The sequence below is a fragment of the Pedobacter chitinilyticus genome (assembly GCF_003313385.1).
GTDB lineage: Bacteria > Bacteroidota > Bacteroidia > Sphingobacteriales > Sphingobacteriaceae > Pedobacter > Pedobacter chitinilyticus.
The window spans coordinates 422,120-446,179 of the sequence record NZ_QMHN01000005.1; the positions used below are offsets into that span (position 1 = coordinate 422,120).

General features: G+C 38.5%; 25 protein-coding genes. 18 read left to right on the forward strand and 7 right to left on the reverse strand.

Translation table 11 applies throughout. The features are described from left to right. Window position 1: 1 nt before the first annotated feature. The 4 genes from cysS (at window position 2) to DUT70_RS16690 (ending at window position 4,620) form a co-directional block, all read left to right on the forward strand. Window positions 2-1,462 carry a cysteine--tRNA ligase gene (cysS, locus tag DUT70_RS16675; protein ID WP_113648481.1) on the forward strand — a complete coding sequence of 487 codons (1,461 nt, stop codon included), beginning with the start codon at window positions 2-4 and terminating at the stop codon, window positions 1,460-1,462. Window positions 1,463-1,502: 40 nt separating this feature from the next. Further along, the gene (locus DUT70_RS16680; protein ID WP_113648482.1) at window positions 1,503-2,492 is read left to right on the forward strand and encodes a M28 family peptidase; all 990 of its coding nucleotides are present in this window, start codon (window positions 1,503-1,505) and stop codon (window positions 2,490-2,492) included. Window positions 2,493-2,610: 118 nt separating this feature from the next. Then, complete coding sequence (locus DUT70_RS16685; RefSeq protein WP_240432166.1) at window positions 2,611-3,471, forward strand: nuclear transport factor 2 family protein; 861 nt, start codon at window positions 2,611-2,613, stop codon at window positions 3,469-3,471. A 258-nt stretch (window positions 3,472-3,729) separates the two neighbouring features. Beyond that, complete coding sequence (locus tag DUT70_RS16690; RefSeq protein ID WP_113648484.1) at window positions 3,730-4,620, forward strand: glycerophosphodiester phosphodiesterase family protein; 891 nt, start codon at window positions 3,730-3,732, stop codon at window positions 4,618-4,620. 98 nt (window positions 4,621-4,718) lie between these two features. Here DUT70_RS16690 and DUT70_RS16695 read toward each other — a convergent pair whose 3' ends face one another. Together DUT70_RS16695 and DUT70_RS16700 are read right to left on the reverse strand one after the other, a co-directional pair. Beyond that, window positions 4,719-4,928, reverse strand: coding sequence for a heavy-metal-associated domain-containing protein (locus tag DUT70_RS16695; RefSeq protein ID WP_113648485.1), 210 nt, complete (start codon window positions 4,926-4,928; stop codon window positions 4,719-4,721). A gap of 48 nt (window positions 4,929-4,976) precedes the next feature. After that, window positions 4,977-7,400, reverse strand: coding sequence for a heavy metal translocating P-type ATPase (locus tag DUT70_RS16700; protein ID WP_113648486.1), 2,424 nt, complete (start codon window positions 7,398-7,400; stop codon window positions 4,977-4,979). Between the two features lie 168 nt (window positions 7,401-7,568). Between DUT70_RS16700 and DUT70_RS16705 the strand changes: the two genes are divergently transcribed. The 4 genes from DUT70_RS16705 (at window position 7,569) to DUT70_RS16720 (ending at window position 10,207) form a co-directional block, all read left to right on the forward strand. Beyond that, window positions 7,569-7,688, forward strand: coding sequence for a phenylalanyl-tRNA synthetase subunit alpha (locus DUT70_RS16705; RefSeq protein WP_240432167.1), 120 nt, complete (start codon window positions 7,569-7,571; stop codon window positions 7,686-7,688). 124 nt (window positions 7,689-7,812) lie between these two features. Beyond that, entirely contained in the window at window positions 7,813-9,243 is a 1,431-nt protein-coding gene (gene rlmD, locus DUT70_RS16710; protein WP_113648488.1) for a 23S rRNA (uracil(1939)-C(5))-methyltransferase RlmD, read from the forward strand. Between the two features lies 1 nt (window position 9,244). Next, window positions 9,245-9,793, forward strand: coding sequence for a putative periplasmic lipoprotein (locus DUT70_RS16715; protein ID WP_113648489.1), 549 nt, complete (start codon window positions 9,245-9,247; stop codon window positions 9,791-9,793). A gap of 3 nt (window positions 9,794-9,796) precedes the next feature. Next, on the forward strand, window positions 9,797-10,207 hold the full coding sequence (locus tag DUT70_RS16720; protein WP_113648490.1) for a hypothetical protein: 411 nt from the start codon (window positions 9,797-9,799) through the stop codon (window positions 10,205-10,207). 103 nt (window positions 10,208-10,310) lie between these two features. On the opposite strand, the gene DUT70_RS16725 is transcribed toward DUT70_RS16720, so the two are convergent. Further along, window positions 10,311-11,033, reverse strand: coding sequence for a head GIN domain-containing protein (locus DUT70_RS16725; RefSeq protein ID WP_113648491.1), 723 nt, complete (start codon window positions 11,031-11,033; stop codon window positions 10,311-10,313). A gap of 125 nt (window positions 11,034-11,158) precedes the next feature. Between DUT70_RS16725 and DUT70_RS16730 the strand changes: the two genes are divergently transcribed. After that, window positions 11,159-11,668 carry a phosphoribosyltransferase family protein gene (locus DUT70_RS16730; protein ID WP_113648492.1) on the forward strand — a complete coding sequence of 170 codons (510 nt, stop codon included), beginning with the start codon at window positions 11,159-11,161 and terminating at the stop codon, window positions 11,666-11,668. Window positions 11,669-11,712: 44 nt separating this feature from the next. Here DUT70_RS16730 and DUT70_RS16735 read toward each other — a convergent pair whose 3' ends face one another. Then, window positions 11,713-12,669, reverse strand: a complete 957-nt coding sequence (locus tag DUT70_RS16735) for a Fic family protein (RefSeq protein WP_113648493.1) — start codon at window positions 12,667-12,669, stop codon at window positions 11,713-11,715. A gap of 93 nt (window positions 12,670-12,762) precedes the next feature. Between DUT70_RS16735 and DUT70_RS16740 the strand changes: the two genes are divergently transcribed. The 3 genes from DUT70_RS16740 (at window position 12,763) to DUT70_RS16750 (ending at window position 15,486) form a co-directional block, all read left to right on the forward strand. After that, window positions 12,763-13,611 (forward strand): 4-hydroxy-3-methylbut-2-enyl diphosphate reductase, encoded by an 849-nt coding sequence (locus tag DUT70_RS16740; protein ID WP_113648494.1) that lies wholly within the window; start codon window positions 12,763-12,765, stop codon window positions 13,609-13,611. A gap of 253 nt (window positions 13,612-13,864) precedes the next feature. Next, a complete protein-coding gene (gene hemH / locus DUT70_RS16745; RefSeq protein WP_113648495.1) occupies window positions 13,865-14,875 on the forward strand; it encodes a ferrochelatase in 1,011 nt (336 codons plus the stop codon). Beyond that, the gene (locus DUT70_RS16750; RefSeq protein ID WP_113648496.1) at window positions 14,875-15,486 is read left to right on the forward strand and encodes an HAD family hydrolase; all 612 of its coding nucleotides are present in this window, start codon (window positions 14,875-14,877) and stop codon (window positions 15,484-15,486) included. The genes hemH and DUT70_RS16750 overlap by 1 nt, the downstream gene beginning before the upstream one ends. On the opposite strand, the gene DUT70_RS16755 is transcribed toward DUT70_RS16750, so the two are convergent. Further along, a complete protein-coding gene (locus DUT70_RS16755; RefSeq protein ID WP_113648497.1) occupies window positions 15,483-16,700 on the reverse strand; it encodes a 3-deoxy-D-manno-octulosonic acid transferase in 1,218 nt (405 codons plus the stop codon). The genes DUT70_RS16750 and DUT70_RS16755 overlap by 4 nt on opposite strands. Window positions 16,701-16,765: 65 nt before the next feature. Here DUT70_RS16755 and DUT70_RS16760 point away from each other — a divergent pair, with 65 nt between their 5' ends. The 5 genes from DUT70_RS16760 (at window position 16,766) to DUT70_RS16780 (ending at window position 21,444) form a co-directional block, all read left to right on the forward strand. Beyond that, complete coding sequence (locus DUT70_RS16760) at window positions 16,766-18,076, forward strand: UDP-glucose dehydrogenase family protein (protein ID WP_113648498.1); 1,311 nt, start codon at window positions 16,766-16,768, stop codon at window positions 18,074-18,076. Then, on the forward strand, window positions 18,077-19,066 hold the full coding sequence (locus DUT70_RS16765; protein ID WP_113648499.1) for a UDP-glucuronic acid decarboxylase family protein: 990 nt from the start codon (window positions 18,077-18,079) through the stop codon (window positions 19,064-19,066). An 8-nt stretch (window positions 19,067-19,074) separates the two neighbouring features. Then, window positions 19,075-20,091: a UDP-glucose 4-epimerase GalE gene (gene galE, locus DUT70_RS16770; protein ID WP_113648500.1), complete on the forward strand. Its 1,017-nt coding sequence runs from the start codon at window positions 19,075-19,077 to the stop codon at window positions 20,089-20,091. A 6-nt stretch (window positions 20,092-20,097) separates the two neighbouring features. Then, window positions 20,098-20,667, forward strand: coding sequence for a hypothetical protein (locus DUT70_RS16775; protein WP_113648501.1), 570 nt, complete (start codon window positions 20,098-20,100; stop codon window positions 20,665-20,667). A gap of 105 nt (window positions 20,668-20,772) precedes the next feature. Next, entirely contained in the window at window positions 20,773-21,444 is a 672-nt protein-coding gene (locus DUT70_RS16780) for a tyrosine-protein phosphatase (RefSeq protein WP_240432169.1), read from the forward strand. Window positions 21,445-21,592: 148 nt separating this feature from the next. Here DUT70_RS16780 and DUT70_RS16785 read toward each other — a convergent pair whose 3' ends face one another. Continuing rightward, a complete protein-coding gene (locus DUT70_RS16785) occupies window positions 21,593-22,825 on the reverse strand; it encodes an ABC transporter permease (RefSeq protein WP_113648503.1) in 1,233 nt (410 codons plus the stop codon). A 160-nt stretch (window positions 22,826-22,985) separates the two neighbouring features. Continuing rightward, a complete protein-coding gene (locus tag DUT70_RS16790) occupies window positions 22,986-23,339 on the reverse strand; it encodes a HesB/IscA family protein (protein ID WP_113648504.1) in 354 nt (117 codons plus the stop codon). A gap of 93 nt (window positions 23,340-23,432) precedes the next feature. Here DUT70_RS16790 and DUT70_RS16795 point away from each other — a divergent pair, with 93 nt between their 5' ends. Continuing rightward, a complete protein-coding gene (locus DUT70_RS16795; RefSeq protein WP_113648505.1) occupies window positions 23,433-23,966 on the forward strand; it encodes a DUF7935 family protein in 534 nt (177 codons plus the stop codon). Window positions 23,967-24,060 lie beyond the last annotated feature (94 nt).

Genomic DNA, 24,060 nt, shown 5'->3' on the forward strand with positions numbered 1-24,060 from the left:
CATGATACAAGAGTTACAGTTATACAATACACTTACCCGTAAAAAGGAAGTTTTTGCACCCTTAAATGCACCACACGTAGGAATGTATGTTTGTGGACCAACCGTTTACAATGATGTGCATTTGGGTAACTGTCGTACTTTTATCTCTTTCGATTTGATTTTTCGTTACCTAAGCCACAGCGGGTACAAGGTGCGTTATGTACGTAATATTACTGATGCTGGACACTTGGAAGGTGACAGGGACGAAGGAGATGATAAATTTGCAAAACGTGCAAAATTGGAGCAGTTGGAACCCATGGAAATTGTACAAAAGTACACTTTGGGTTTCCACGATGTGATGAGAATGTTCAATACCTTGCCGCCAAGCATTGAGCCTACCGCTACAGGACATATTATTGAGCAAATTGAAATGGTAAAAGCCATTTTGGCGAATGGTTATGCCTACGAAATAGATGGTACGGTTTATTTTGATGTAGAGAAATACAGCCAAAAATACAATTACACGATTTTAACTAACCGCAAGTTAGAAGAACTGTTGGAAAATACTCGCGAACTAAGTGGCCAAAATGATAAAAAAGGCCGTTTGGATTTTGCCCTTTGGATAAAAGCTAAGCCTGAAACATTAATGCAATGGCAGTCGCCTTGGGGAATGGGGTTTCCAGGTTGGCATATCGAATGTTCAGCCATGAGTGCTAAATATTTGGGCAACGAGTTTGATATTCACGGTGGTGGAATGGACTTAGCGGCGACGCACCATACCAATGAGATTGCACAATCAGAAGCGTGTTCAAGTCACCAACCCGCTAAATATTGGATGCACACCAACATGTTAACCGTTAACGGTACACGCATGTCTAAATCGGCAGGCAATGGTTTCTTGCCACAGGAACTTTTTACAGGTAACCATCCTTTATTACGTAAGGGTTATAGTCCTATGACGGTAAAGTTTTTTATGTTACAGGCACATTACCGTAGCACACTAGATTTTAGCAATGATGCTTTGGATGCTTCCGAAAAAGGTTTCAGAAGATTGATGAATGCTGTTGCTTTACTGCCAAAATTGACGGCTTCGGCAGAAGGAAACATTGCTATTGCACCAATTAGAGAAAAATGTGTGAATGCAATGAATGATGATTTCAATAGCCCAGTAGCTATTGCCGAATTATTTGAAGCGGCTCGCATCATCAATACCATTTATGATGGTAGTGCAAAAATCACTGCAGCTGAATTGGAAGAACTGAAAACGTTAATGAACGATTTCGTATTCGATATTTTTGGCCTGAAAGACGAGGAAAGCAGCAATACAGATATGAATGAAGTACTCGAAATGATTATCGCTCTGCGTAAAGAAGCCAAGGAAAATAAGGATTACGCTACGTCGGATTCTATTCGTATTGGACTACAAAATATAGGTATACAATTAAAAGACAGTAAAGAAGGTACTACTTGGAGCAAAATATAGTTGAACCGTCATTGATATTCATCGCAATTCAAGAAATAGAATGAAAGTAAATCAAATATTGGTAGTATCATTTTTGACATTGGTTGGTTTTCAATCTTGCCAGGAAAATAAACCTGCAGATACAGAAACAACAGTGGAGCAGGTTCAATTAACCTCACCAGCATTTAATGCGGATAGCGCCTACGCTTATACCAAAGCACAGGTTGATTTTGGTCCACGTATTCCATCCACTCCCGCTCATGCAAAGTGTGCCGAGTATTTGGTGGCTAAGCTAAAATCTTTCGGTGGCCAGGTAACCGTTCAACAAGCACCTGCAAAAACTTACGACGGTAAAACGCACCAATTAAAAAATATCATTGCCGCTTTTTATCCAGAAAAAACCCAAAGAGTTTTAATTACGGCTCACTGGGATGCTCGTCCTTTTTCAGACCAAGATCCTGATGAGAACATGAAGGATAAAGCATTTGAAGCCGCTAATGATGGGGCAAGTGGTGTAGCGGTAATTTTGGAGATGGCCCGTCAAATTAAGGAAAAGCAACCCGAAGTAGGGGTTGATTTTATTTTGTGGGATATTGAAGATTACGGCAGTGCCAATGATCAAACTCCTAATGAAACTACTTGGTGCATTGGTTCGCAATACTGGGCTAAAAACCCGCATGTAAAAGGTTACAAGCCGTTATATGCCATTAACTTGGATATGGTTGGGGGTAGTAATGCACAATTTACGCAAGACGAGCTTTCTAGAAAGTACGCCCCGAACGTAGTGAATAAAGTATGGAATATTGCTGGCGAAATTGGCTATGGGAACTATTTCATCAATGTAAGTTCTGGCAGTTTGGTCGACGACCATTTTTGGATTAACCAAGCGGGTATTCCAGCTATTGATGTGATTCACTATTCAGATGCAGCAGGTTTTTATAGCAATTGGCACACCCAGTTGGATAACCTGAACAACATTGATAGGAATACCTTGAAAGCTGTGGGACAAACTATGTTGGAAACCATTTACAGAGAAAAACCATCTGCTTAACCATCTCTTTAAACCTTAACTCTGCCTTTTGACTCGTCAAAATGTGCAATTGTTAATTACTTTTTTGCCAACTAATTCATTCAACATTTAAATTCGCACACTACAATAATAAATTGTTATGAGAAAAATATATCTGTCAGTTTTAGCCCTAGCCATAGGTGCCAATGTATATGCACAAAAATCGGATGGCACCGTAAAATCTTTAGTTAATGCAGAAAAGTCTTTTGCACAAAAAGCAGCCAAAGATGGTGTAAATGCCGCTTTCATAGAGTTTGCTGCTCCTGATGCCATTGTGTTTCGCCCAAATCCAGTTAACGCTAAAAAGTTTTATGCTACCGCGGTAGACACTAAAAATTTGACTTGGGAACCTAACTACGCCCGCTTATCAAAAAGTAGAGATTGGGGTTTTACTTCTGGAACCTATGTAGCAGGTACCGATAAAAAAACTTATGGACATTACCTTTCAGTTTGGAGAGGCAAAGATGGTAATTGGGAATTTGTGATTGACTTAGGTGCTGAAGCCATGAAGCCAATTAAAGGTAAAGAACCTAAAAACACTTTTGTGGAACCAACAGGTACTCACAGTCCTAAATTTGCTACCTCAAAAGACTTAAAGGCAGCCACAGAAATTATCAATAATACAGAGAAAACATTAAATACAATGTTAAAAACTCATGGTATTCAAGCTTTTTCTGGTTTCATTAACCCCGATGCACGTTTAATGTTCCCAGGAACAGATTTGATTATTGGTAAAGATGATATCTTAGCATTTAATAACAGGGTGATTGATAAAATCAACTTGAAAACTACACAGGCTGATAAAGCTTTGGGAGGTGATTTTGCTTACACTTATGGCATCGCTACCATTGATTATAAAGCTAATCTTCGTGAAAGCTTTAACTACGTATTTATTTGGGAGCGTCAAGCAGATGCAAACTGGAATATCATTGCCCAAATTTTTACGGTTGCAGAAAGATAGTTTTTAAACCAAATATCAAATATAAACCAAGGATTTTAACGATAAGTTGAAGTCCTTTTTTTGTTTTAAGGGATTGAGACTGCTTCGTACCTCGCAGTGACGACATTATTCCCGTCTTTGCCAGGTAACAGCCTGTACCGATTATTCGGAGAGGCAACCTCAGAGTTATAATATTTTGATTGAAAATTAACGGTTTCTTAAGCCGAAAAACTTTATACTTGCAATTCTCCGAAGGTTTAGCCGTTAACTAAATATCACATGAAGAAAATCACATTTCCCATTTTATTTTTCCTATTTACACTTACTACTGTTGTACAAGCACAAAAAAAGGTAACCTTTGAAATACAAGGTAACCGTGGTGCAAGGGGGCTAATGCCCGAAAATACTGTCCCATCTATGATAAAAGCATTGGAGAGTGGTGCAACGACACTAAAAATGGAAGTGGTGATTTCAAAAGATAAACAAGCGGTAGTGTCGCAGGAACCCTATTTTAACCATGTGATCAGCACCTCGCCAACTGGTGAAGAAATTACGCTTAAGAACGAGAAGAAGTTTAATATCTACAAAATGGACTACGAGGACGTGAAACAGTTTGACGTAGGTTCTAAACCACATCCTCGCTTTCCACATCAAGAAAAATTCAGGGTTGAAAAACCACTTTTGTCAGATTTGATTGATAAGGTTGAGTTTTTCGTGGCTAAAAGGAAAATGGCCAAACCCCATTATAACATCGAAACTAAACTGATCAGAAAAGGTGACGGTGAATTTCAGCCAAGTCCCGAAGAATTTGTAGAGCTGATTATGGCGGTGGTAAAAGCCAAAAAGTTAGAAAAAAGAGTGACCATTCATTCCTTTGACATCCGAAGTTTGCAATATGTTCACGAAAAATACCCTGAAATACCAACGTCACTAGGCATAGATGAGAAAGAAGATTTTGAAAATAACATCAAAGCGCTAGGTTTTACACCCACCATTTATAGCCCCTATTTACCATTGGTAGGCAAAGGCTTGGTAGATAAATGTCACGCTGCGGGTGTAAAAATTATTCCCTGGACGGTGAATACGGTTAAAGATATGCAGTACCTTAAAAATCTAGGAGTAGATGGTATTGTTACCGATTATCCAGACTTAATGACGGGAAATAAATAGAGGTTTAATTTTGTCTATTGATGATTAAGATCGTCATTGCGAGAAGAGATGATCTAACTTTAAGATGCTTTGTACCTCGCAATGACGTGACGCCCTATTTAAATTTTTTCGGCTTTAAAACCAATCTTTTGTAGTGATTTGACAAGGTCTGCCTCATCAAGTTCACTACTATTAATTGTTAAAATTTTATCTGGATTGGTAGTGTCTACCTCCCAATTTTGGATGTTTTCTTGTGCGTCAAGTACAGGTGTAACTTTAGCTACACAAGCACTGCAATTAATGGTTGTTTTAAATTTTAAAGTATTCATCTGATATCAATTAATTTGTTTCTAAATATTAGAGCGTTGAATTTAGGCTTAGATTTTTTTCCATTTTAAACGGAGGCTATTGGCCACCACACTTACCGAACTAAAAGCCATTGCTGCACCAGCCCACATGGGATCAAGTAAAAACCCGTTAATAGGAAATAATGCTCCTGCTGCTATTGGAATGCCAATCACATTGTAGATAAAGGCCCAAAATAGGTTTTGCTTAATCGCATTTACGGTATATTTTGATAAATGTATCGCATCAGGGATTTTGGAAAGATCAGACGAAATAATGGTCATTTTAGCCACATCCATAGCAATGTCACTTCCTTTTCCCATGGCAATGCTCACATCTGCCTGTGCAAGAGCATTACTGTCGTTAATGCCATCACCAACCATTGCCACCACTTTGCCTTCCTGTTGCAGTTTTTTGGTGAATTTTCCTTTATCCGCAGGGAGCACATTGGCATAAAATTCATCAATGCCTAGCGTGGTAGCTACTGCTTTTGCTGTCTGTTCGTTGTCGCCAGTAAGCATGTAAACCTTAATGCCATCTTTTTGTAATTCTCTTATGGCTTCTTGCGAAGTTGCTTTAATCTGGTCGGCAATGGCAACAATGGCTAATAAAGTGGTTTCATTACAAAAGAAAACCACGGTTTGGGCATTTTTCAGTTGCGTTACCGCCCATCGTTTAGCTTCGTCGGGAATGCTAACGTTTCTTTCTTTTGCCAATAACTCGTTTCCTATGAAATAGGTATGATGATCGTATTTGCCTTCAATGCCTTGCCCGCTAATGTTTTCAATGGTAAGCTCATTTAAAAAATTCGCGTTAGTAGACAAGTGTTCCGTAATGGCATCAGCCAAAGGGTGTTCAGAGGATTTTTCAATACTATAGAGAATATCCTGATGAAGGGATTTGAAGTCTGCAAACCATTCAATGGCCGTAACTTTTGGTTTTCCTTCAGTAATGGTTCCTGTTTTATCTAAAATAATGGCATTTACTTTTTTGGCCAGTTCTAAACTTTCAGCATCCTTAATTAAAATCCCTTGTTCAGCCCCTTTTCCTACACCAACCATAATGGCGGTAGGAGTGGCAAGGCCTAAAGCACACGGACAGGCAATGACCAACACCGTTACGAAAGCAACAATACCTGGCGCCAATCCGTTTTCGCCGCCGAAAACTACCCAAAGCAATAAGCTTAAAACAGCAATACCAATCACAACAGGTACAAAAATGGACGCAATTTTATCGACTAGTTTTTGTACGGGAGCTTTACTGCCTTGGGCATCTTCCACCATTTTAATGATGTGTGCTAAAACGGTATCACTACCTACTTTATCGGCCTTAAACTGAAAACTTCCTTTTTGATTAATCGTGCCTGCAAATACAGTGCTTTCTGCGGTTTTAGCAACGGGAATAGGTTCACCGCTGATCATACTTTCATCTACATACGAGCTGCCGTTAACTACCGTGCCATCTACGGCTACACGTTCTCCAGGTTTCACCAACAATACATCGCCAACTTTTACGCTGCCAATGGCAATTTGCATTTGATGTCCACCTTCATGCACAATGGTTACGTGTTTTGGTTGTAGACCCATCAGTTTTTTAATGGCTGAAGAAGTGTTGCCCTTTGCCTTTTCTTCCAGCAGTTTGCCTAGCAAGATAAAAGCGATTACAATTCCAGCCGCCTCAAAATAGACATGGGAGTGAATGCCAAAGCTGTGCATTAAATTAGGAAACAATGTAATCAGAACGCTATAAATGTAGGCGGTTCCAGTACTAATGGCCACTAAGGTATCCATATTGGCAGAACGATGTTTGGCTTGTTTCCAAGCACCTACAAAAAACCGCCTACCAAAAACCAGTAACATAGGAGTTGATAACACCCACATGATGTAATTGGCGTAAGGCATGTCCATAAAAAACATCCCGATAACGAAAAGAGGGACAGCTAATATTAGTGCACTAATCGCTTTTTTCCTTAGTTTTTGATATTGGTTAGCCTTAATCTCGTTCAATGATTCTTTGGCTTCGTTGCCGTCTTCTATGAGCAGGTCGTAACCGCCTTCCTGTAACGCTTGTTTCAATGCTTGTGCAGTTACCAAGCTAGGGATGTATTCTATTTTTGCAGAAGTATTGGCATAATTGACTTCGGCTTTGACCACCCCAACCTGACCATTTAAAATGGCTTCTGTATTGGCAGCGCAAGAAGCGCAAGACATATCGGTAACAGGAAAAGTTTGTTTCACGGTAGTGACATCATAGCCTAAATCCCTAATCTGTTTTACGGCCTCCTGAACGGCTTCTTCTGGATATTTTTTCGCAGTAATAACAGCTCTTTGGTTATTGAGCTCTACCTGATGCGTATTGATTTCTTTAACGTTTTCAAGTCCTTTGTCAACAATCAAAGCGCAATGTTCGCTCTCCACATTTTCCAATGGAATATATATAGCATCTGTCATTTTCATCTTTCAAAAATTTCTAATACAAAATTAGGGAGGGCGAAGAGCTTCAATGTTATAGGATTTTAATAATCTATTACATCATTTTCTTTTTTGTGGCAGAAATTTAATATAAAATTAACATTATACCGATTTGGTTTTTGGTTCATTTATTTTATATTTGTAAATATAGAAATGGAATTTATGAGTCAAGAAGTGTTAGAGATTTCAGTGATGGTAGACGAGCAGTTTGATGTGAATTTTAATCTTGCAGACGGTATTTTGGGAGTAATTCTAAGCATTTTTGAAGGTTAAACCACATCATTGAGTTCGATTTTAACCATGCGGGCAGCCCTGCCTGTACGACATTCCTGTGCCTAATTTATCCGTAGTTATCTTTTGATTTAACTCACTAAAGACTTTCCGTATATTTGCAGCAATGAGCAGAAAAAGAAAAAATACTGAACCCATCAGAATTTCGGGTTTAAGTATTATTGATATCGCCGAAGAGGGCAAAGGAGTGGGCAAAGCCGAAGAATTAGTGATTTTCGTAGATAAAGCCGTTCCTGGTGATGTGGTAGATGTGCGTTTGGTAAAGAAAAAGAAAAACTTTGCAGAGGCCGTAATCGAAACCCTGCATACCCCATCCGCTTTGCGCCAGGAATCATTTTGTAGCCACTTTGGTACTTGTGGTGGTTGTAAATGGCAACACATGCAATATCAAGCCCAATTAACCTATAAACAAAAAAGTGTTGAATCTGCTTTGCAGCGTTTAGGCAAAATAGATGTGAGCGGGATTGAACCAATTTTAGGTTCTGCCGAAAACCAATATTATCGCAATAAGCTAGAGTTTACCTTTTCTAACAAACGTTGGTTAGATAGTAAGGACATGGCTGAGGAAGCTGAAGGCAGAGAGATGAATGCGCTTGGCTTTCACGTTCCTGGTAGATTTGATAAGATTTTAGGAGTGGAGCACTGCTATTTACAGGCCAACCCGAGTAATGATATTCGTTTAAAGGTGAGGGATTATGCATTGCAGCACCATTTAAGTTTTTACGATTTGCGTAATCACGAAGGAGCCATGCGTAACCTGATCATTCGTACATCAAGCACAGGAGAAGTAATGGTAGGCGTGGTTTTTGCTTATGCTACACCAGAACAAATTGAGGGCTTGATGGAGTACCTTAAAGCCACTTTTCCAAAAATTACCTCGTTGCAATATATCGTGAACCATAAAAAGAACGATACCATTTTCGACCAAGAGGTAGTGACTTATGCAGGCCGCGACCATATTTTTGAAGAAATGCCTTTGGGAAATGGCAAAAGCGTAAAATATAAGATTGGTATTAAGTCATTCTATCAAACTAACTCTGCGCAAGCTTATGAGCTATATCGGATCACCAAAGAATTTGCAGGATTAAAAGGCGATGAATTGGTTTACGATTTATATACTGGAGCGGGGACCATCGCTAATTTTGTAGCACATAGTGCAAAGCAGGTGGTGGGTGTAGAGTATGTACCTTCGGCCATTGAAGATGCGAAATTCAACGCTGAATTCAACGGCATCAACAATACTATTTTCTACGCAGGCGACATGAAAGATATCCTTACTAGAGAGTTTATTGCTGAGCACGGAAAACCTGACGTGGTGATTACCGATCCGCCTAGAGCAGGTATGCATGCGGATGTAGTAGAACGTTTACTGGAGATGGAAGCGGAGAAAATTGTTTACGTAAGTTGTAATGCGGCTACGCAAGCGAGGGATTTGGCATTGCTTACCGAAAAATATGATGTGATTAGAATTAAACCAGTAGATATGTTCCCTCATACGCAGCACGTAGAGAACGTGGTTTTACTTCAACTCAAATAAGATGAAAAATTGCTGTTTTTTCTTGTTGTCTGCGATGATTTTGTTGGCCTGCCAAAGTAAGGAAACTAAAAAGGTAGAAGTAACAAGCAAAACATTCATCATGGATGCCGAAAAACAACAGTTGGATACCATTATATTAGGAGAGAAAGATACTGCCATTATTGTAAAAGATAGGTTGGATACGGCTGATACTGGGGGTAAAAAACAACGCTACGAAATCAATATCATGTTCAGTAATAAAAAATGGCCAACACTAAAATTCAATGAAGCCATTGGTGCTGATTTGTATATGATAGGTGATATTGATGGAGATGATCAACCAGAGTTATTGCTTAGGCCAGAATGGTTTAGCAGTTGCTGGGCAAGTATTAATCTTTTTAGTTTGAAAGAAGGCGCTTGGAAGTTGATTAAAAAAGGAAGCATGTACTTCTGTGCAGATGAATATCCTTTATCAAAGAGAATAGAAAAACAAAATGACACATATTATCTGCTGGTTGATACCTTGGCAGATGATCAATTTGTGGTACAAAAGAAAAAAATTAAGTTTTAGCATATGGAATCAGAAGAGTTGTTAGGAAACTTAAATGGCAACGGTAATGAACCTAAGCAGGAAAAAAAGCAAAGCCCGTTGGTAAGTTTAGAGAAAGACTTGGAGTTTTACGCCGAGTCGATAAAGGAAGTGTCGGTAGAAATTATGGTAGAGGGCATTTCCCAAGCGCCTATTTTTATCGCCCATCAGCATGAGGTGAAAATTGGCGAGATGATTTTAAATAGGGAAGAACTGAACACCAGTTGGACCATTCAAGCTTCTACCCTCGAAGAATTTGTTGAAAAGGGAATTATTTTACCCAATAAAAAAGAGCACTTTCTGAAAAACTACAAAAAGCCAGAAGATTTTATGTGCGTATTTGTAGTGGTGCCCGAAGGAGCCAATTTTATTTATTATCCTTATGCAAAAAAATAAGCCAATGTCGTATCCGCGACATTGACTTTACTATTAACCAAACTAAGCAGTTTGCTCTTGATAAGGTAGGCAAAATATTGCCTACCTTTTTTGTTTTTAAAAACTAGTTGGCGTGGGTAATGTCGCCACTTTTCGAGTTAGAAGTTTTCTTCAAAGCAGCATTTCCTTTATAAGTAATGTCGGCACCGCCGCTAGCTGAAGCAGTAAGTCCTTTATTTACATAAATGTCTACATCAGCACCTCCACTGCAATTTACTTGGGCATAGTCCACTTTAAAATCGAAAGCATCTAGGTCGGCACCACCGCTGGCACTAACGGTCATATTTTCAGCAGAACCTTTAAGTTCGATATCGGCACCGCCACTTACGGCAATTTTAATATCCTTGCAAGTAAGATTAAGTTTAATATCAGCACCTCCGCTAGCGGCAAGCGAAAATCGATCTGTTCTTAATTGACCATCAATATAAACATCAGCACCGCCGCTAGCAGCCAAGCTGTTTAGGCTTTTAAAGGTTACATATACGTCAATAATTTTTCCTTTAAATATACGCGACCAGTTAACGCCTTCTTTGTATTTAATAGAAATGCCGCGGTCGTTTTTCTCTACAACTACATCTTTGATCACTTCTTCGTCTCCTTTAATCACAAGGCTTTCGGTATTACCCTGTTTTAAATGAAGATTAATGCCGCTGCTTACGCCGATACCGTTAAAATCGCTTACAGAAACTTGTCTACTATTTTGAGCAAATACATTAAAGTAGGTAAGGCTGCAGATGAAGAAAAGGACAAATGTTAGATTTTTTTTAAGTGCTAATGATTTTTTCATGTTCAAGTGGTTTTGTATATAAGACGTAAGCGATATGCGAAACGTTGCGCTAATAACTAAAAAAAAATCAATATTTGATATTGAGGCTTAAAATCGTTCTTTTGTAAATGCTAAAGCACCATAATATGCCCCAAAATCAAGTCCTTATTTTAGACCAAAAACAGATCCAGCAAAAGATCAATAGAATTGCTTACCAAATCCTAGAAGATAACCTAGATGAAAAAGAGATTATACTGGCTGGAATTTGGGATAGAGGCTATAAATTGGCAGTTAGATTGCAGAAGACGTTAAACGAAATTTCTGAATTTAAAACGACTTTATTGCGTATCGATTTGGAAAAGCAAAGCAGTAAGTTGGTGGCAAAAACCGATTTGCCAGAAAGTAACTGGAAAAATAAAGTCATCATCTTGGTAGATGATGTATTGAACAGTGGTAAAACACTTGCGTACGGCTTAGGCGTTTTTCTAAATACCCCCCATAAAAAAATCAGAACGGTAGTTTTGGTAGATAGAAGTCATAAGATATTCCCTATTGCTACTGATTTTGTGGGTTTAGAATTGGCCACCATTTTAAAGGAGCATGTCGATGTGATTATGGATGTAGAGGGAGAAGAAGACAGGGTTTATTTGAGCTAACTAAGAACATTCAACTTTCGCATAAAAAAGGCAGGTTCAAAAACCTACCTTTTTCTTTTCCTGTTCACCACATAATTTTTTACCGCTTCTTTGGTGGTAAGCCAGTTTTTGCCTTCTTTGTAGGCGTCTATTTTACCTTGCCTTGCTAATAAACTGACGTATTCTTGCCCGTAAGGGAAGCTTGGCTCGGAAACTATACTTGAGATGGGTTCGTAATCGTCATAGCTTTTACCAGGCAACGAATTGATGTACATATTTAAAGACCGTTCGGTTGCCTGTAGCATCAATAAGCAAAGTTTATGATAGCTTCCCTTGTTTGCTTGATTAATCGCCTCGTAGTATTTCTTCCTGTCATTTTTAAGAATAATTGCAGGCGGAAATCCTTTTCTCATCAATAAAAGATTCATCGCTAAACGAACAGTACGGCCATTTCCATCAAAAAAAGGATGTATCCAAACAAGTTTGTGATGAAATAATGTAGCTAAAACCAAATCATCAGCATTGATGGGATTGGTATTTGCAAAAGAAATTAGTTCATCAAAAAGATCAGGAACTATTTTGGCATTTGGAGGAGTGAAGTTTGCGCCAACAATACGCACACCACCGTTCCTTAAACGCCCTGCAAAATCATCTTCAATATTTTTTAAGATATAGCCATGCAGATTTAAGATATCAATGCTCCTTAAGGTGTAATCTGGATTAATTAGACTGTATAAATAATCTATCGCTTTTTCGTGATTAACGACTTCAAAATGCTCCCTCAAAGATTTGCCACCAACAGTAATTCCTTCTTCTAAAATAAGCTGTGTTTCACGAAGATTTAGTGTATTGCCTTCAATACTGTTCGAATTGTAGGTCCATTCAAGGTTAAGTTGGTCCTTAATTTTTTGCAATACAGTATTGGGCAAAGGCCTTGATTGGTCAATCTTTGCTTTTTTCTCATATAGCCTTTCTATTTGCGGCTTTAATTCTTCTAAATCTTTTAAATCAAAATCCCACATTTCACTAATATCGCTATCAAATTTATTTAAATTATCCGATATTAAAAATTTTATTTAATTTAAACTTCTTCTGCGTACCTTTGTATATTCATTATGAGCTATAATTTAAAAGTTACAATAGATAAATCATCAGGTTTCTGTTTTGGAGTAGTTTACGCCATCGATATGGCTGAAGACATTTTGGACAGGGAAGATTATTTGTATTGTCTTGGCGATATTGTCCATAACGATGAAGAAGTAGAACGCTTAAGAGTAAAGGGTCTAAGGATTATCGATCACGAAAAGCTTAAGGAACTTCGCAACGAAAAAGTGCTGATTAGGGCACATGGTGAGGCACCTTCCACCTATGAATTGGCCTTGGCAAACAATCTTACATTGATCGATGCCTCCTGTCCAGTAGTGTTAAAGCTGCAAAATCGTATTAAAAACTCTCACGACGATGAAGAGCAAATCCTCATCTTTGGAAAACATGGTCATGCCGAGGTGATTGGCTTACAAGGTCAAACGGATGGCAAAGCTTTGGTTTTTATGGACATTGCGGAATTGGACAATGTTGAGCTCCCCAATAAATTCACTTTATACAGCCAAACCACCAAAAGCGTAGATAAATTTTATCAGATCAAAGACGAGCTGATTAAAAGAGGTTACGATGTAAAAGCAAACGATACCATTTGTAGGCAGGTTTCTAACCGTTACGAAGAACTGGAAGAATTTGTTAAAGACTTTGATAAAATCATATTCGTTTCTGGTAAAAAATCTTCGAACGGAAAAGTGCTGTACGATGTATGCAAGAAATATAATGACGAGTCATATTTCATTTCAAACGTAGAAGAATTGAATAAAGACTGGTTCAAGTCCAACGATCGTATAGGAATCTGTGGAGCAACATCAACACCTATGTGGCTCATGGAAAAGGTGAAAACAGAGATTGAGTCTTACTAAATGCCTCGGTTGTAAGTTGAGGTGTTCTAAAGTTTGAAGGTTAGTGCGAGTGACCAACTGAAAATTTTTAGTACAGTAATGCTAAATTGTTTTATTGTTGTTGAAATTTAGATGTGCTAAGTTATTGGCGGTTTGTAATTCAACTGTTAACTGCCAACTGAAAACTTTTTTGTGTCTCTTCTGTGTCTTAAAATCTAAAATCTTACATCTACAATCGTAAATCAAGTTATATTTGCGACAAATAAGAAAATTAATGGCCAAAAAAGGTATACTATTAGTTAATCTGGGTACACCAGATAGTCCTGAAGTAAAAGATGTAAGAAAATATCTTGATCAATTTTTAATGGATGAACGGGTAATTGATATCCCAAAACTCAATAGAACCTTATTGGTTAAAGGGATCATTGTTCCTTTCCGTAGCCCAAAAACTTCAAAGCTTTATAAAAAGATATGGAACGAAAAAGGTTCGCCTTTACTCTACTACAGTGAACAGCAGGCTAAAATGCTGCAAGATAGGCTAGGTAGTGAATATCAGGTAGAATTAGCAATGCGCTATCAAAGCCCATCTATAGAAGGTGCTTTGGAAAATTTGAAAAAGGGATTGGTAAGCAGTATCAAAGTAATTCCTTTATTTCCTCAATACGCATCGGCTAGCACGGGCTCAGTTTTGCAATTAGTGATGGAGCTGTTGAGTAAATGGCCAACCATACCTCCAGTGTCTTTTGTGAATTCGTTTCACGACAATGATTTAATGCTGGAAATATTTGCAGATAATGCAAGAAAGCATGGCGTTGAAAACTATGATCACGTGTTGTTCAGTTTCCACGGTTTGCCACAAAGGCAAATGACAAAATCAGACCATACAGGGAAGTACTGCTTGAAAGTTAATAACTGCTGTGAAAATTATAACAATGCAAACAAATTCTGTTATTCGGCGCAATGCCACAACACAGCAAAACTGTTGGCAGAGAAACTAGAGCTTTCCCGTGAAAATTATTCGGTTTGCTACCAGTCGCGTTTAGGAAAGGAGCCTTGGATACAACCATACACCACCGATGTATTGAAGAAATTGGCTGCCGATGGTAAAAAGCGCCTTCTGGTATTTAGTCCTGCTTTTGTGGCTGACTGCTTAGAGACTATTTACGAAATCACGGTAGAATATAACGAAGAATTTAAAGAGCTTGGTGGAGAGCATGTGCAATTGGTAGAGAGCTTGAATACAGATGCGAGATTTATAGAAGTCTTAGCCGAAATGTCGATATAATGGATAGTAAACACTTAGAAAAACTTGAACTTTTAACCAAAAGAACTGAAGGAGAATATCAAGCTTTCTTGTACGATTGTGATGGAACTTTAGCCGATAACATGATGGCGCATAAGTTAGCCTACAAGGAAGTGGCCGCAAATTATGGTGTGGGGTTAGATTTAAACATGGTAGATGAATTTGCGGGGATGCCAACGGCTATTTTTGCTGGAGAAATTACCAAGAGATACGGTGTTTCGTTACCTGATACTTTTGCCAGTGAAAAATCACAAATCTTTATCGATAAATATATTGAACAAACCCAGCCTATTTCTTACGTGGCAGAACATCTGAAAAATCACGTTGGGAAAGTTAAAATAGCAGTTGTATCTGGGGGTAGCAGAAAAACGGTGACCAAAACCTTGACCGTGTTGGGATTAATTGATTTGGTTGATGTGTTGGTTTGCGCAGGTGAAACCCCAAAAGGAAAGCCAGCACCAGATCCGTTTTTGGCGGCGGCCCAAGCTCTTGGCGTAGAACCTAAAAAGTGTATTGTTTTTGAAGATGCAGAATTAGGAGTGCAAGGTGCTATCGCTGCGGGGATGGATTGGGTACGTATAGATCAAATTTAATCCTCAAAAATTTTCTTCATAATCATTTCTGTTGCACCTTTTTTGTTGGCTACATATTTTTTTGCCAGCGTTCCGCTTTCATGAGCTATGTAATGCTCAAAAGCAGCGGTAAGTTCTTCGGCATTGTTAATGTTTTTTGCAGCACCAATTTCAATCAAGTCTTTCGCCTCTTGAAATTTATGATAGTTTGGTCCAAATATTACTGGAAGGCCAAATGCGGCTGCCTCTAAAGTATTGTGTATGCCTACGCCAAACCCTCCTCCTATATAGGCTATTTGACCATATTGGTATAAAGAAGAAAGCATGCCGATATTATCAATGATCAAAACTTGTGAGTTGATTTCAGAGCTTGCATTTACATCTAAATTAGAAAATCTCAAGCCATTTGGAAATAGATCAGTAATAGTACTGATATGCCCTTCATGAATTTCGTGCGGCGCAATCACCAATTTCCAGTCTGGATTTTTTGTGGCCAAATCAACGAGTAATTTCTCGTCCTCTGGCCAAGTGCTGCCCGCTATTAAAACGGGGGCTTCACCGCAAAAATTTTCAATAATAGGGAGCTTTTTCGGGGTTTTCGCATTCTCGTAAACACGGTCAAATCTGGTATCTCCACTAATATCCACGTTGTCAATGTCGATGTTGTTCAGCAAAGCGGCACTTTCTTTATTTTGTACAAAAAAGTGTCTCACGCATTTCAATACATTTCTGTAAAATCCTCCGTATCCTTTAAAAAAGATTTGGTTTGATCGAAAAATACCTGATATGATATAAAGGGGGATGTTTTGGTTCGCTAAAGCGTTAAAGTAGTTTGGCCAAAACTCGTATTTGGTGAAAATGGCCATTTTGGGATTTACCAAACTCACAAACTTATGGGCATTCGAGATAGTGTCTAAAGGAAGATAAAATATACCGTCGGCCAAAGCATAGTTCTTTCTGATTTCATATCCAGAAGGCGAGAAGAAAGTCACTATTATTTTTTCACTAGGTTTTGATGCTTTGATGCTTTCCAATACAGGTCGGCCCTGTTCAAATTCGCCTAAAGATGCAAAATGGAACCAGATAGGACGCTCGTTTCCATTAAATTTAGCTGAAATATGTTTAAAAATCCCTTTTCTTCCCTCTATGAATAGTTTAGCCTTCGCATTAAAAAGTGATGCTAATCTTACCAGAAGGCCGTAAATTAACATACTAATGTTGTAAAGCCAATACATATTGCTGCATAATTTGTTATCTTCGCTCGAAGATAGATATTAATGTTAAAAACACTCCAAAATATATGAAGATAGCTGTAATTGGTACTGGTTACGTAGGTTTGGTAACAGGTACGTGTTTGGCCGAAACAGGTAATAATGTCATTTGTGTAGATATTGTGGAAGAGAAAGTGAATAAGATGAAGGCAGGGCAATTGCCTATTTACGAACCTGGTTTAGATGTACTTTTCCATCGTAACATAGCACAAAACAGATTGTCATTTACCACGAACCTAGCTGAAGGCATCAAGGACGCACAGATTATTTTCATGGCATTGCCTACTCCTCCGGGGGGTGATGGTGCTGCTGATCTTTCCTATATTTTAGGTGCAGCGAAAGACATCGCAAAGTTAATCATCGAATATAAAGTGATCGTAAACAAATCTACGGTGCCAGTAGGTACAGCAGATAAGGTAGCAGCTGTTTTTGCAGCCAATACCAATGTAGAAGTAGATGTGGTGTCTAATCCTGAGTTTTTACGTGAAGGCGTAGCGGTTGATGATTTCATGAAGCCTGATCGTGTGGTGATTGGAACAACCAGCGAAAAAGCGAAAAAGCTAATGGGTGAGCTATATGCACCGTATGTACGTCAAGGAAACCCAATCTATTATATGGATGAGCGTTCTTCGGAATTGACAAAATATGCGGCAAACTCGTTTTTGGCCACTAAAATCACTTTCATGAACGAAATTGCCAACCTATGCGAAATTGTAGGGGCTGATGTGGATATGGTTCGTAAGGGTATTGGTTCTGATGATAGAATTGGCAAAAGATTTTTGTTCCCAGGAATTGGCTACGGCGGAAGTTGCTTCCCTAAAGATGTACAGGCTTTAGAAAAAGCAGCTGTTGAACATCAGTACGATTTTAAGATTTTGAAAGCCGTAATGGATGTTAACGAAAAACAAAAGACTGTTTTAACCGAAAAGGTGCTAAAATATTTTAAAGGTGATTTAAAAGGCAAAAAGTTTGCGCTTTGGGGCTTAGCTTTTAAACCTGAGACAGATGATATTCGCGAAGCGCCAGCTTTATATATCATCGATGATTTATTAGCCGCAGGAGCAGAAGTTACCGTATTCGATCCAGAAGCAATAGGGAATGTTAAAGCATTAGTAGGTGACAAAATCAACTATGCTAACGATCAATATGAAGCTTTAGAAGGCGCAGATGCTTTATTGATTGCTACAGAGTGGTCGGTATTCCGTAATCCAGATTTTGAAAAAATGGACGAAGTCTTAAAAAGCAAAGTAGTTTTCGACGGGCGTAATCTGTTCGATTTGCAGAAAATGATAGATCTAGGTTACTATTATAACAGTATTGGTCGTAAAATTATTAGCTAAATGGAACGTAAAAGAGTATTGATTACTGGTGCTGCTGGGTTTTTAGGTTCGCACCTTTGTGATAGATTTATTAAAGAAAATTGTCATGTGATTGGGATGGATAATCTGATCACTGGTGATTTGCAAAATATTGAGCACCTGTTCAAATTGGAGAATTTCGAGTTTTACAACCACGATGTCTCCAAATTTGTTCACGTTCCAGGGGAATTGGATTATATCTTGCACTTTGCTTCACCTGCAAGTCCTATCGATTATTTGAAAATCCCTATCCAAACTTTAAAAGTTGGCTCATTGGGTACGCATAATCTATTGGGATTGGCCAGAGCAAAAGGGGCAAGAATGCTGATTGCTTCAACTTCTGAAGTATATGGCGATCCAAACGTAAATCCTCAACCTGAAGAATATTGGGGTAATGTAAATCCAGTTGGTCCTCGTGGCGTTTACGATGAAGCTAAACGTTTCCAAGAGGCAATTACCATGGCCTACCATACTTTTCACGGTGTAGAAACTCGCATTGTGCGTATTTTTAACACTTATGGTCCTCGTATGCGCCTAAACGACGGTAGAGTTTTACCTGCATTTATTGGCCAAGCATTAAGGGGAGAAGACTTGACGGTTTTTGGGGACGGTAGCCAAACACGTTCTTTTTGCTACGTAGATGATCTGATCGAAGGAATCTATCGTTTATTGCAATCTGACTATGCTAGCCCAGTAAATATTGGTAATCCTGATGAAATTACCATCAAGCAGTTTTGTGAAGAGATCATTAAATTGACGGGCACCGATCAGAAAATTGTTTATAAGCCATTGCCACAAGACGATCCTAAACAACGTAGGCCAGATATCACGAAGGCAAAAGAATTGCTGAAATGGGAGCCAAAAGTGAACAGAGCAGAAGGTTTGAAAATTACCTATGAGTATTTCAAATCACTATCAGCGGAAGCTTTGGCCAAAATAGAACATAAAGACTTTACTACTTACAATAAATAAGCAAACGCATGGCAAAAATATTGGTTACTGGAGGCATAGGTTATATCGGTTCACACACGGTAGTAGAATTGCATAATGCAGGCTACGAAGTGGTGATTGTTGATAATTTAGCCAATTCGAGTATCAAAATACTTGATCAATTACATCAGATTACAGGTAAGTATCACGAATTTATAGAACTAGATTTACAAGACACGGCTGCGGTGAATGGTTTTGCCGAACAGCATCCAGATGTAGCAGGGATTATCCATTTTGCAGCATACAAAGCAGTTGGCGAATCGGTACAAGAGCCTTTGAAGTACTACAAAAATAACTTCTATAGTTTAATCAATTTACTAACAGCATATCCTACTGCTAACTTTGTTTTTTCATCTTCATGTACGGTGTACGGTCAGCCAGATAAGTTGCCTGTAACGGAAGATAGTGAAGTTAAAAAGGCAGAATCGCCTTATGGCAACACTAAGCAAGTAGCAGAAGAAATTTTAAAGGAAACGGTTAAAGCAACACCAGGTCTTAACGTGATTTCGTTGCGTTACTTTAATCCAGTGGGCGCACATGCTACAGCCTTAATTGGCGAGTTGCCAAATGGTGTTCCTCAAAACCTAGTGCCTTTCATTACACAATCAGCGATTGGTAAAAGAGGTCCTATTCAGGTTTTTGGTGATGATTACAATACGCCAGATGGTTCTGCCATCCGTGATTATATCCACGTGGTAGATTTGGCAAAAGCACACGTTGCTGCGGTAAAATTGCTTGCAGATGGAAAAGTTGATGGCTACGATGTATTTAACCTGGGAACTGGAAAAGGTTCGTCGGTGTTGGAAATCATCAATGCTTTCGAGCAATCTACTGGCGAAAAATTAAATTACAAAATTGCACCAAGGAGAGAAGGTGACATAGAGCAAATTTATGGAGATGTAAACAAATCTAAAGCAACATTAGGTTGGCAAACAGAACTAGATTTGAACGAAATGATGCGCTCTGCCTGGGAATGGGAAAAATACCTTCGTGATAATCCGTTTTAGATAGCGATGAAACTTAGTGAGCACAAAGATCTGAAGAAAGAAATCTTAGCCCTGCCCGTAAAAGAGAAAGATAAACTGCTTTTACGTTTGGTGGCTAAAGATAAGGTGCTTACCGAGCATTTACATTTTTTGTTATTAGAAGATGAAAGCAACCTTAAAGATAGGGTTGCTTTTATTAAAAACGAAGTCACTGAGGCGCTGGAGGAACTCAATACCACGCCAAAAACCAGTGCAAAAGATAGCTTATTGCTGCTTCGTAAGCTTGCTAAACAAATCAATCATTTTTACAAGGTAACCAAAGCCGATTTCGAAGAAGTAGAATTGAAGCTTTTGATGTTTAACTTGAGCCCTATGACGTTTAGATATAAGGTTTACTCTTTATCTAAAAATCACGAACAATTGCTAGCGAATTATGTGGTGAAAGCCATATTGATGTTGTTGCGTAAGTTCGAAAAACTACATGAAGACTTGCAGTTTGATTTAAAAGAAGATTTGAACGCATTGCTAGCAAAGATATATAGTAGTTATATTGCGAAAACAGCAATTGACTTAGGATTGCCTAAGAGTGTTGATTAATGACTTTTACTTTCACCTTTTTACTTTTAACTTCACAAAGTGTTTGGTCTGTTTAAAAAGCGAAGTAAATTATCCGAAATCGATTTTTCTGCGATAGGGACCGACATGCATTCTCATATTATCCCTGGAATTGATGATGGCGCACCTAACTTGGAGGCTTCATTAGCGATGGCTAGAAAATATGTGGCACTGGGCTTTAAAAAGGTAATTGCTACGCCACACGTCATGGCAGATTTCTACAGGAACACTCCCGATAGCATTCGCAAGGGATTGGATATTTTGAAAGAAGGGTTGCAGAAAAGCCAAATTGATTTGGAAGTGGAAGCGGCAGCGGAATACTATTTGGATGAAACCTTTTTCAATAAATTGGCCAGAAAGGAAGTTTTAGGCTTTGGCAACAATTACTTGCTGTTCGAACTTTCGTATATCAATCAGCCTCCCAACCTAATTGATGTGCTTTTTAAAATTCAAGATGCGGGATTTTACCCTGTTTTGGCACATCCAGAGCGCTATCCCTATTATCATGGCAGTATCGAAAACTATCAACAGATAAAAGATAGCGGTTGCTTTTTGCAGTTGAATACCATTTCACTAACGGGCTACTATGGAAAGGGCGTAAAAAAAGCAGCCGATAGCTTGGTTGATCAACGTTGCATTTCATTTTTGGGTAGTGATATGCACCATTTAAGACACGCAAAAGCATTGCAAGAAAGCCTAAGCTTGTCGCGAGTGGAGGAATTACTGAAACAAGGCCAGTTGAACAATCTGTTGTTATAGTTTTGCCAAAAGCACTTACTTTAATAAATAAACCTTATTGAAGTGGAAATACTTTTGCTTACCATGAAATGGTTATCGCAAAAGATTGTAATGAAAAGAAGGACTGCTGTTGCCGAAGTGCTTCTGTATTCGCTTTTCTAAAAAAAAATTACTCGTAACGTAAAGCCTCTACTGGATCAAGTTTCGAAGCTTTTTTAGCAGGATAATAGCCAGATACAACGCCAACTAGGATACATAGCGCCAGACCAAGGCCAATAAAAAGCCAAGGAATAATAAAGCCACCGCCCATTACTAGGGAAATAACATTGCCTATGGCGATGCCTAACAATATGCCCAGCACGCCGCCTAATAAACAAATTACTACCGCTTCGATAAGGAACTGTCTTCTAATTACGGCTGGGTTAGCACCGATGGCTTTTCTGATTCCTATTTCTCGGGTACGTTCTGTAACAGATACGAGCATAATGTTCATCAATGCGATGGAAGCACCTAATAACGTAATAACACCGATAGCTACGCCGCCGATGACTACTACTTGTAAATTCTCAATTAGTGTTTGAGCAACGGCATCACTTTTGGTAATTTCAAAATTGTTCGCCTCGCCAATCTTGGTTTTTCTGATACTCCTAAAAGTAGAAGTAGACTCGCCAATAACATTGTCCACTAAGTCGGCATTAGGAACCGATACCGTAATGGTATAAGAAGGATTGGCATTGGCATTAATTACCTTGGCCTTGAATAGTGGAACGTATACAGCTCTGTCTACATTAGCCCCCATGCCTGAACCTTTGCTTGCTAACACACCAATTACCCTTAAACGGTTATTACCCGCATTGATCACTTTATCTAAAGGATCACTATCTTTAAACAGGGTTTTGGCAATTTCTGAACCAATCACGCAAATATTGGGGCCGCTTAATGACTCAGCACTATTGAAATTCCTACCTTGGCCAAGCTCTAAACCTTGTGCAGCTAAGCCATTTTCGTCAATACCTCTGATATTAATATTAGGATTGGTTTTTTCTTGTCCGTATTTTACCGTAGCTCCATTGCTGGCAAATACGCTAATAGATACACTTGCAGGAGCATTTAATCTTTCTTTAAATTTTAGCGCATCCTCATACCTAATAGGTTTATAGCTTTTAGGTCTTTGCCCTGGACCGCCAATACGAATGTTGGTGCCGCGGTTTCTGATGGTAAATGAATTAGCGCCCATGCTAGAAAAAGCATCAGTCATTTTCTTCTCAATAGCATCAATGGTGGTTAATATACCTACCAATGCAGATATACCAATGGCGATAATAAGTGCGGTAAGAAAAGTACGCAAACGGTTACTTTTAATAGATTGCATCGCTAGTCGTACGTTTTCTCTATAATTCATTTTGGTATATTGGAGTATGATTAGATCTTAATTAATATGAAGACTATGGTTTACAATATTACAACCTTTGGCTTACATCATTAAAACCTTTAGTAGTAAAAATAAAAAGTCCCGCTGTTAAGACAACGAGACCTTTTAAAATGTTACAATATTTTTATGTTTATACAGAGAAGCTTGTTCCACAACCGCAAGTGCTAGCAGCATTTGGATTGTTAAAAGTGAAGCCTCTTGAGTTTAAACCATCTTGCCAATCTATTTGCATCCCTAAAAGATACATTTGGTGCGCTTTGTGCATAAACACTTTAATGCCCTCGATAATGAACTCTTGGTCGCCCTCTTTCTTTTGGTCAAAACCTAAAATATAATTCATCCCTGAGCAGCCTCCGCCCTCAACGCCAACACGAAGCCCAAAATTATCAGCAATTTCTTGTTGGTCTTTTAGTTTTATCAGTTCTTTAACAGCGCCTTCGGTAAAGGTTACAGGTGCAAAGCTAGTTTCAACAGTATTACTCATCTTATTTAAAATTATGACAAACAAATATAAATATTTATGTACATTTTTGCCTGTCGTAAAGGGTAATATTACGATGCATAAACAAAACTGAAAATGGATTTAGGTAAATTTCTTTTAAACTCAACAAGTCTAGCGGTAGGAGGTACATTTATAGTAGTAGTGGCCTATTACATGGTACGGAATGATGTCATGAGGTATTTGAGTTCGAGAAAGAACAATGCTATACCAACTGATGATAAAAATAATTTGCTGAATTTACGTTTACAAGCACATGAGCGAATGATCATTTTTGTGGATCGCATTAATCCAGCCAACCTACTTTTGAGATTGCATCAACAAGGGATAGAAGTTGGTGCTTTACAGGTCATGGCACTTAATGAAATCAAGACCGAGTTTCAGCATAACATTACGCAACAACTTTATATAGAGGCTGCTACTTGGAATGCTGTCCTTAAATTGAAAGATGATACGATTGCCATGGTGAACAATGCCGTGAAAAATTTGCCTGCTGAGGCATCAGGGAGAGAACTGAGTAAAAAGGTACTTAACTATATGAGTGAGATAGAAGAGAATCCTTATGAATTAGCAATCGGTTTAATAAAACAGGATATACATAAGTTGTTTTGAGATTAATGGTTTGAATTGGTAACTGGATAGCAAACTTTAAAGATTAACCGATTCAACAAATAAACACTTAACGGAATACCCACTAACCAAATAC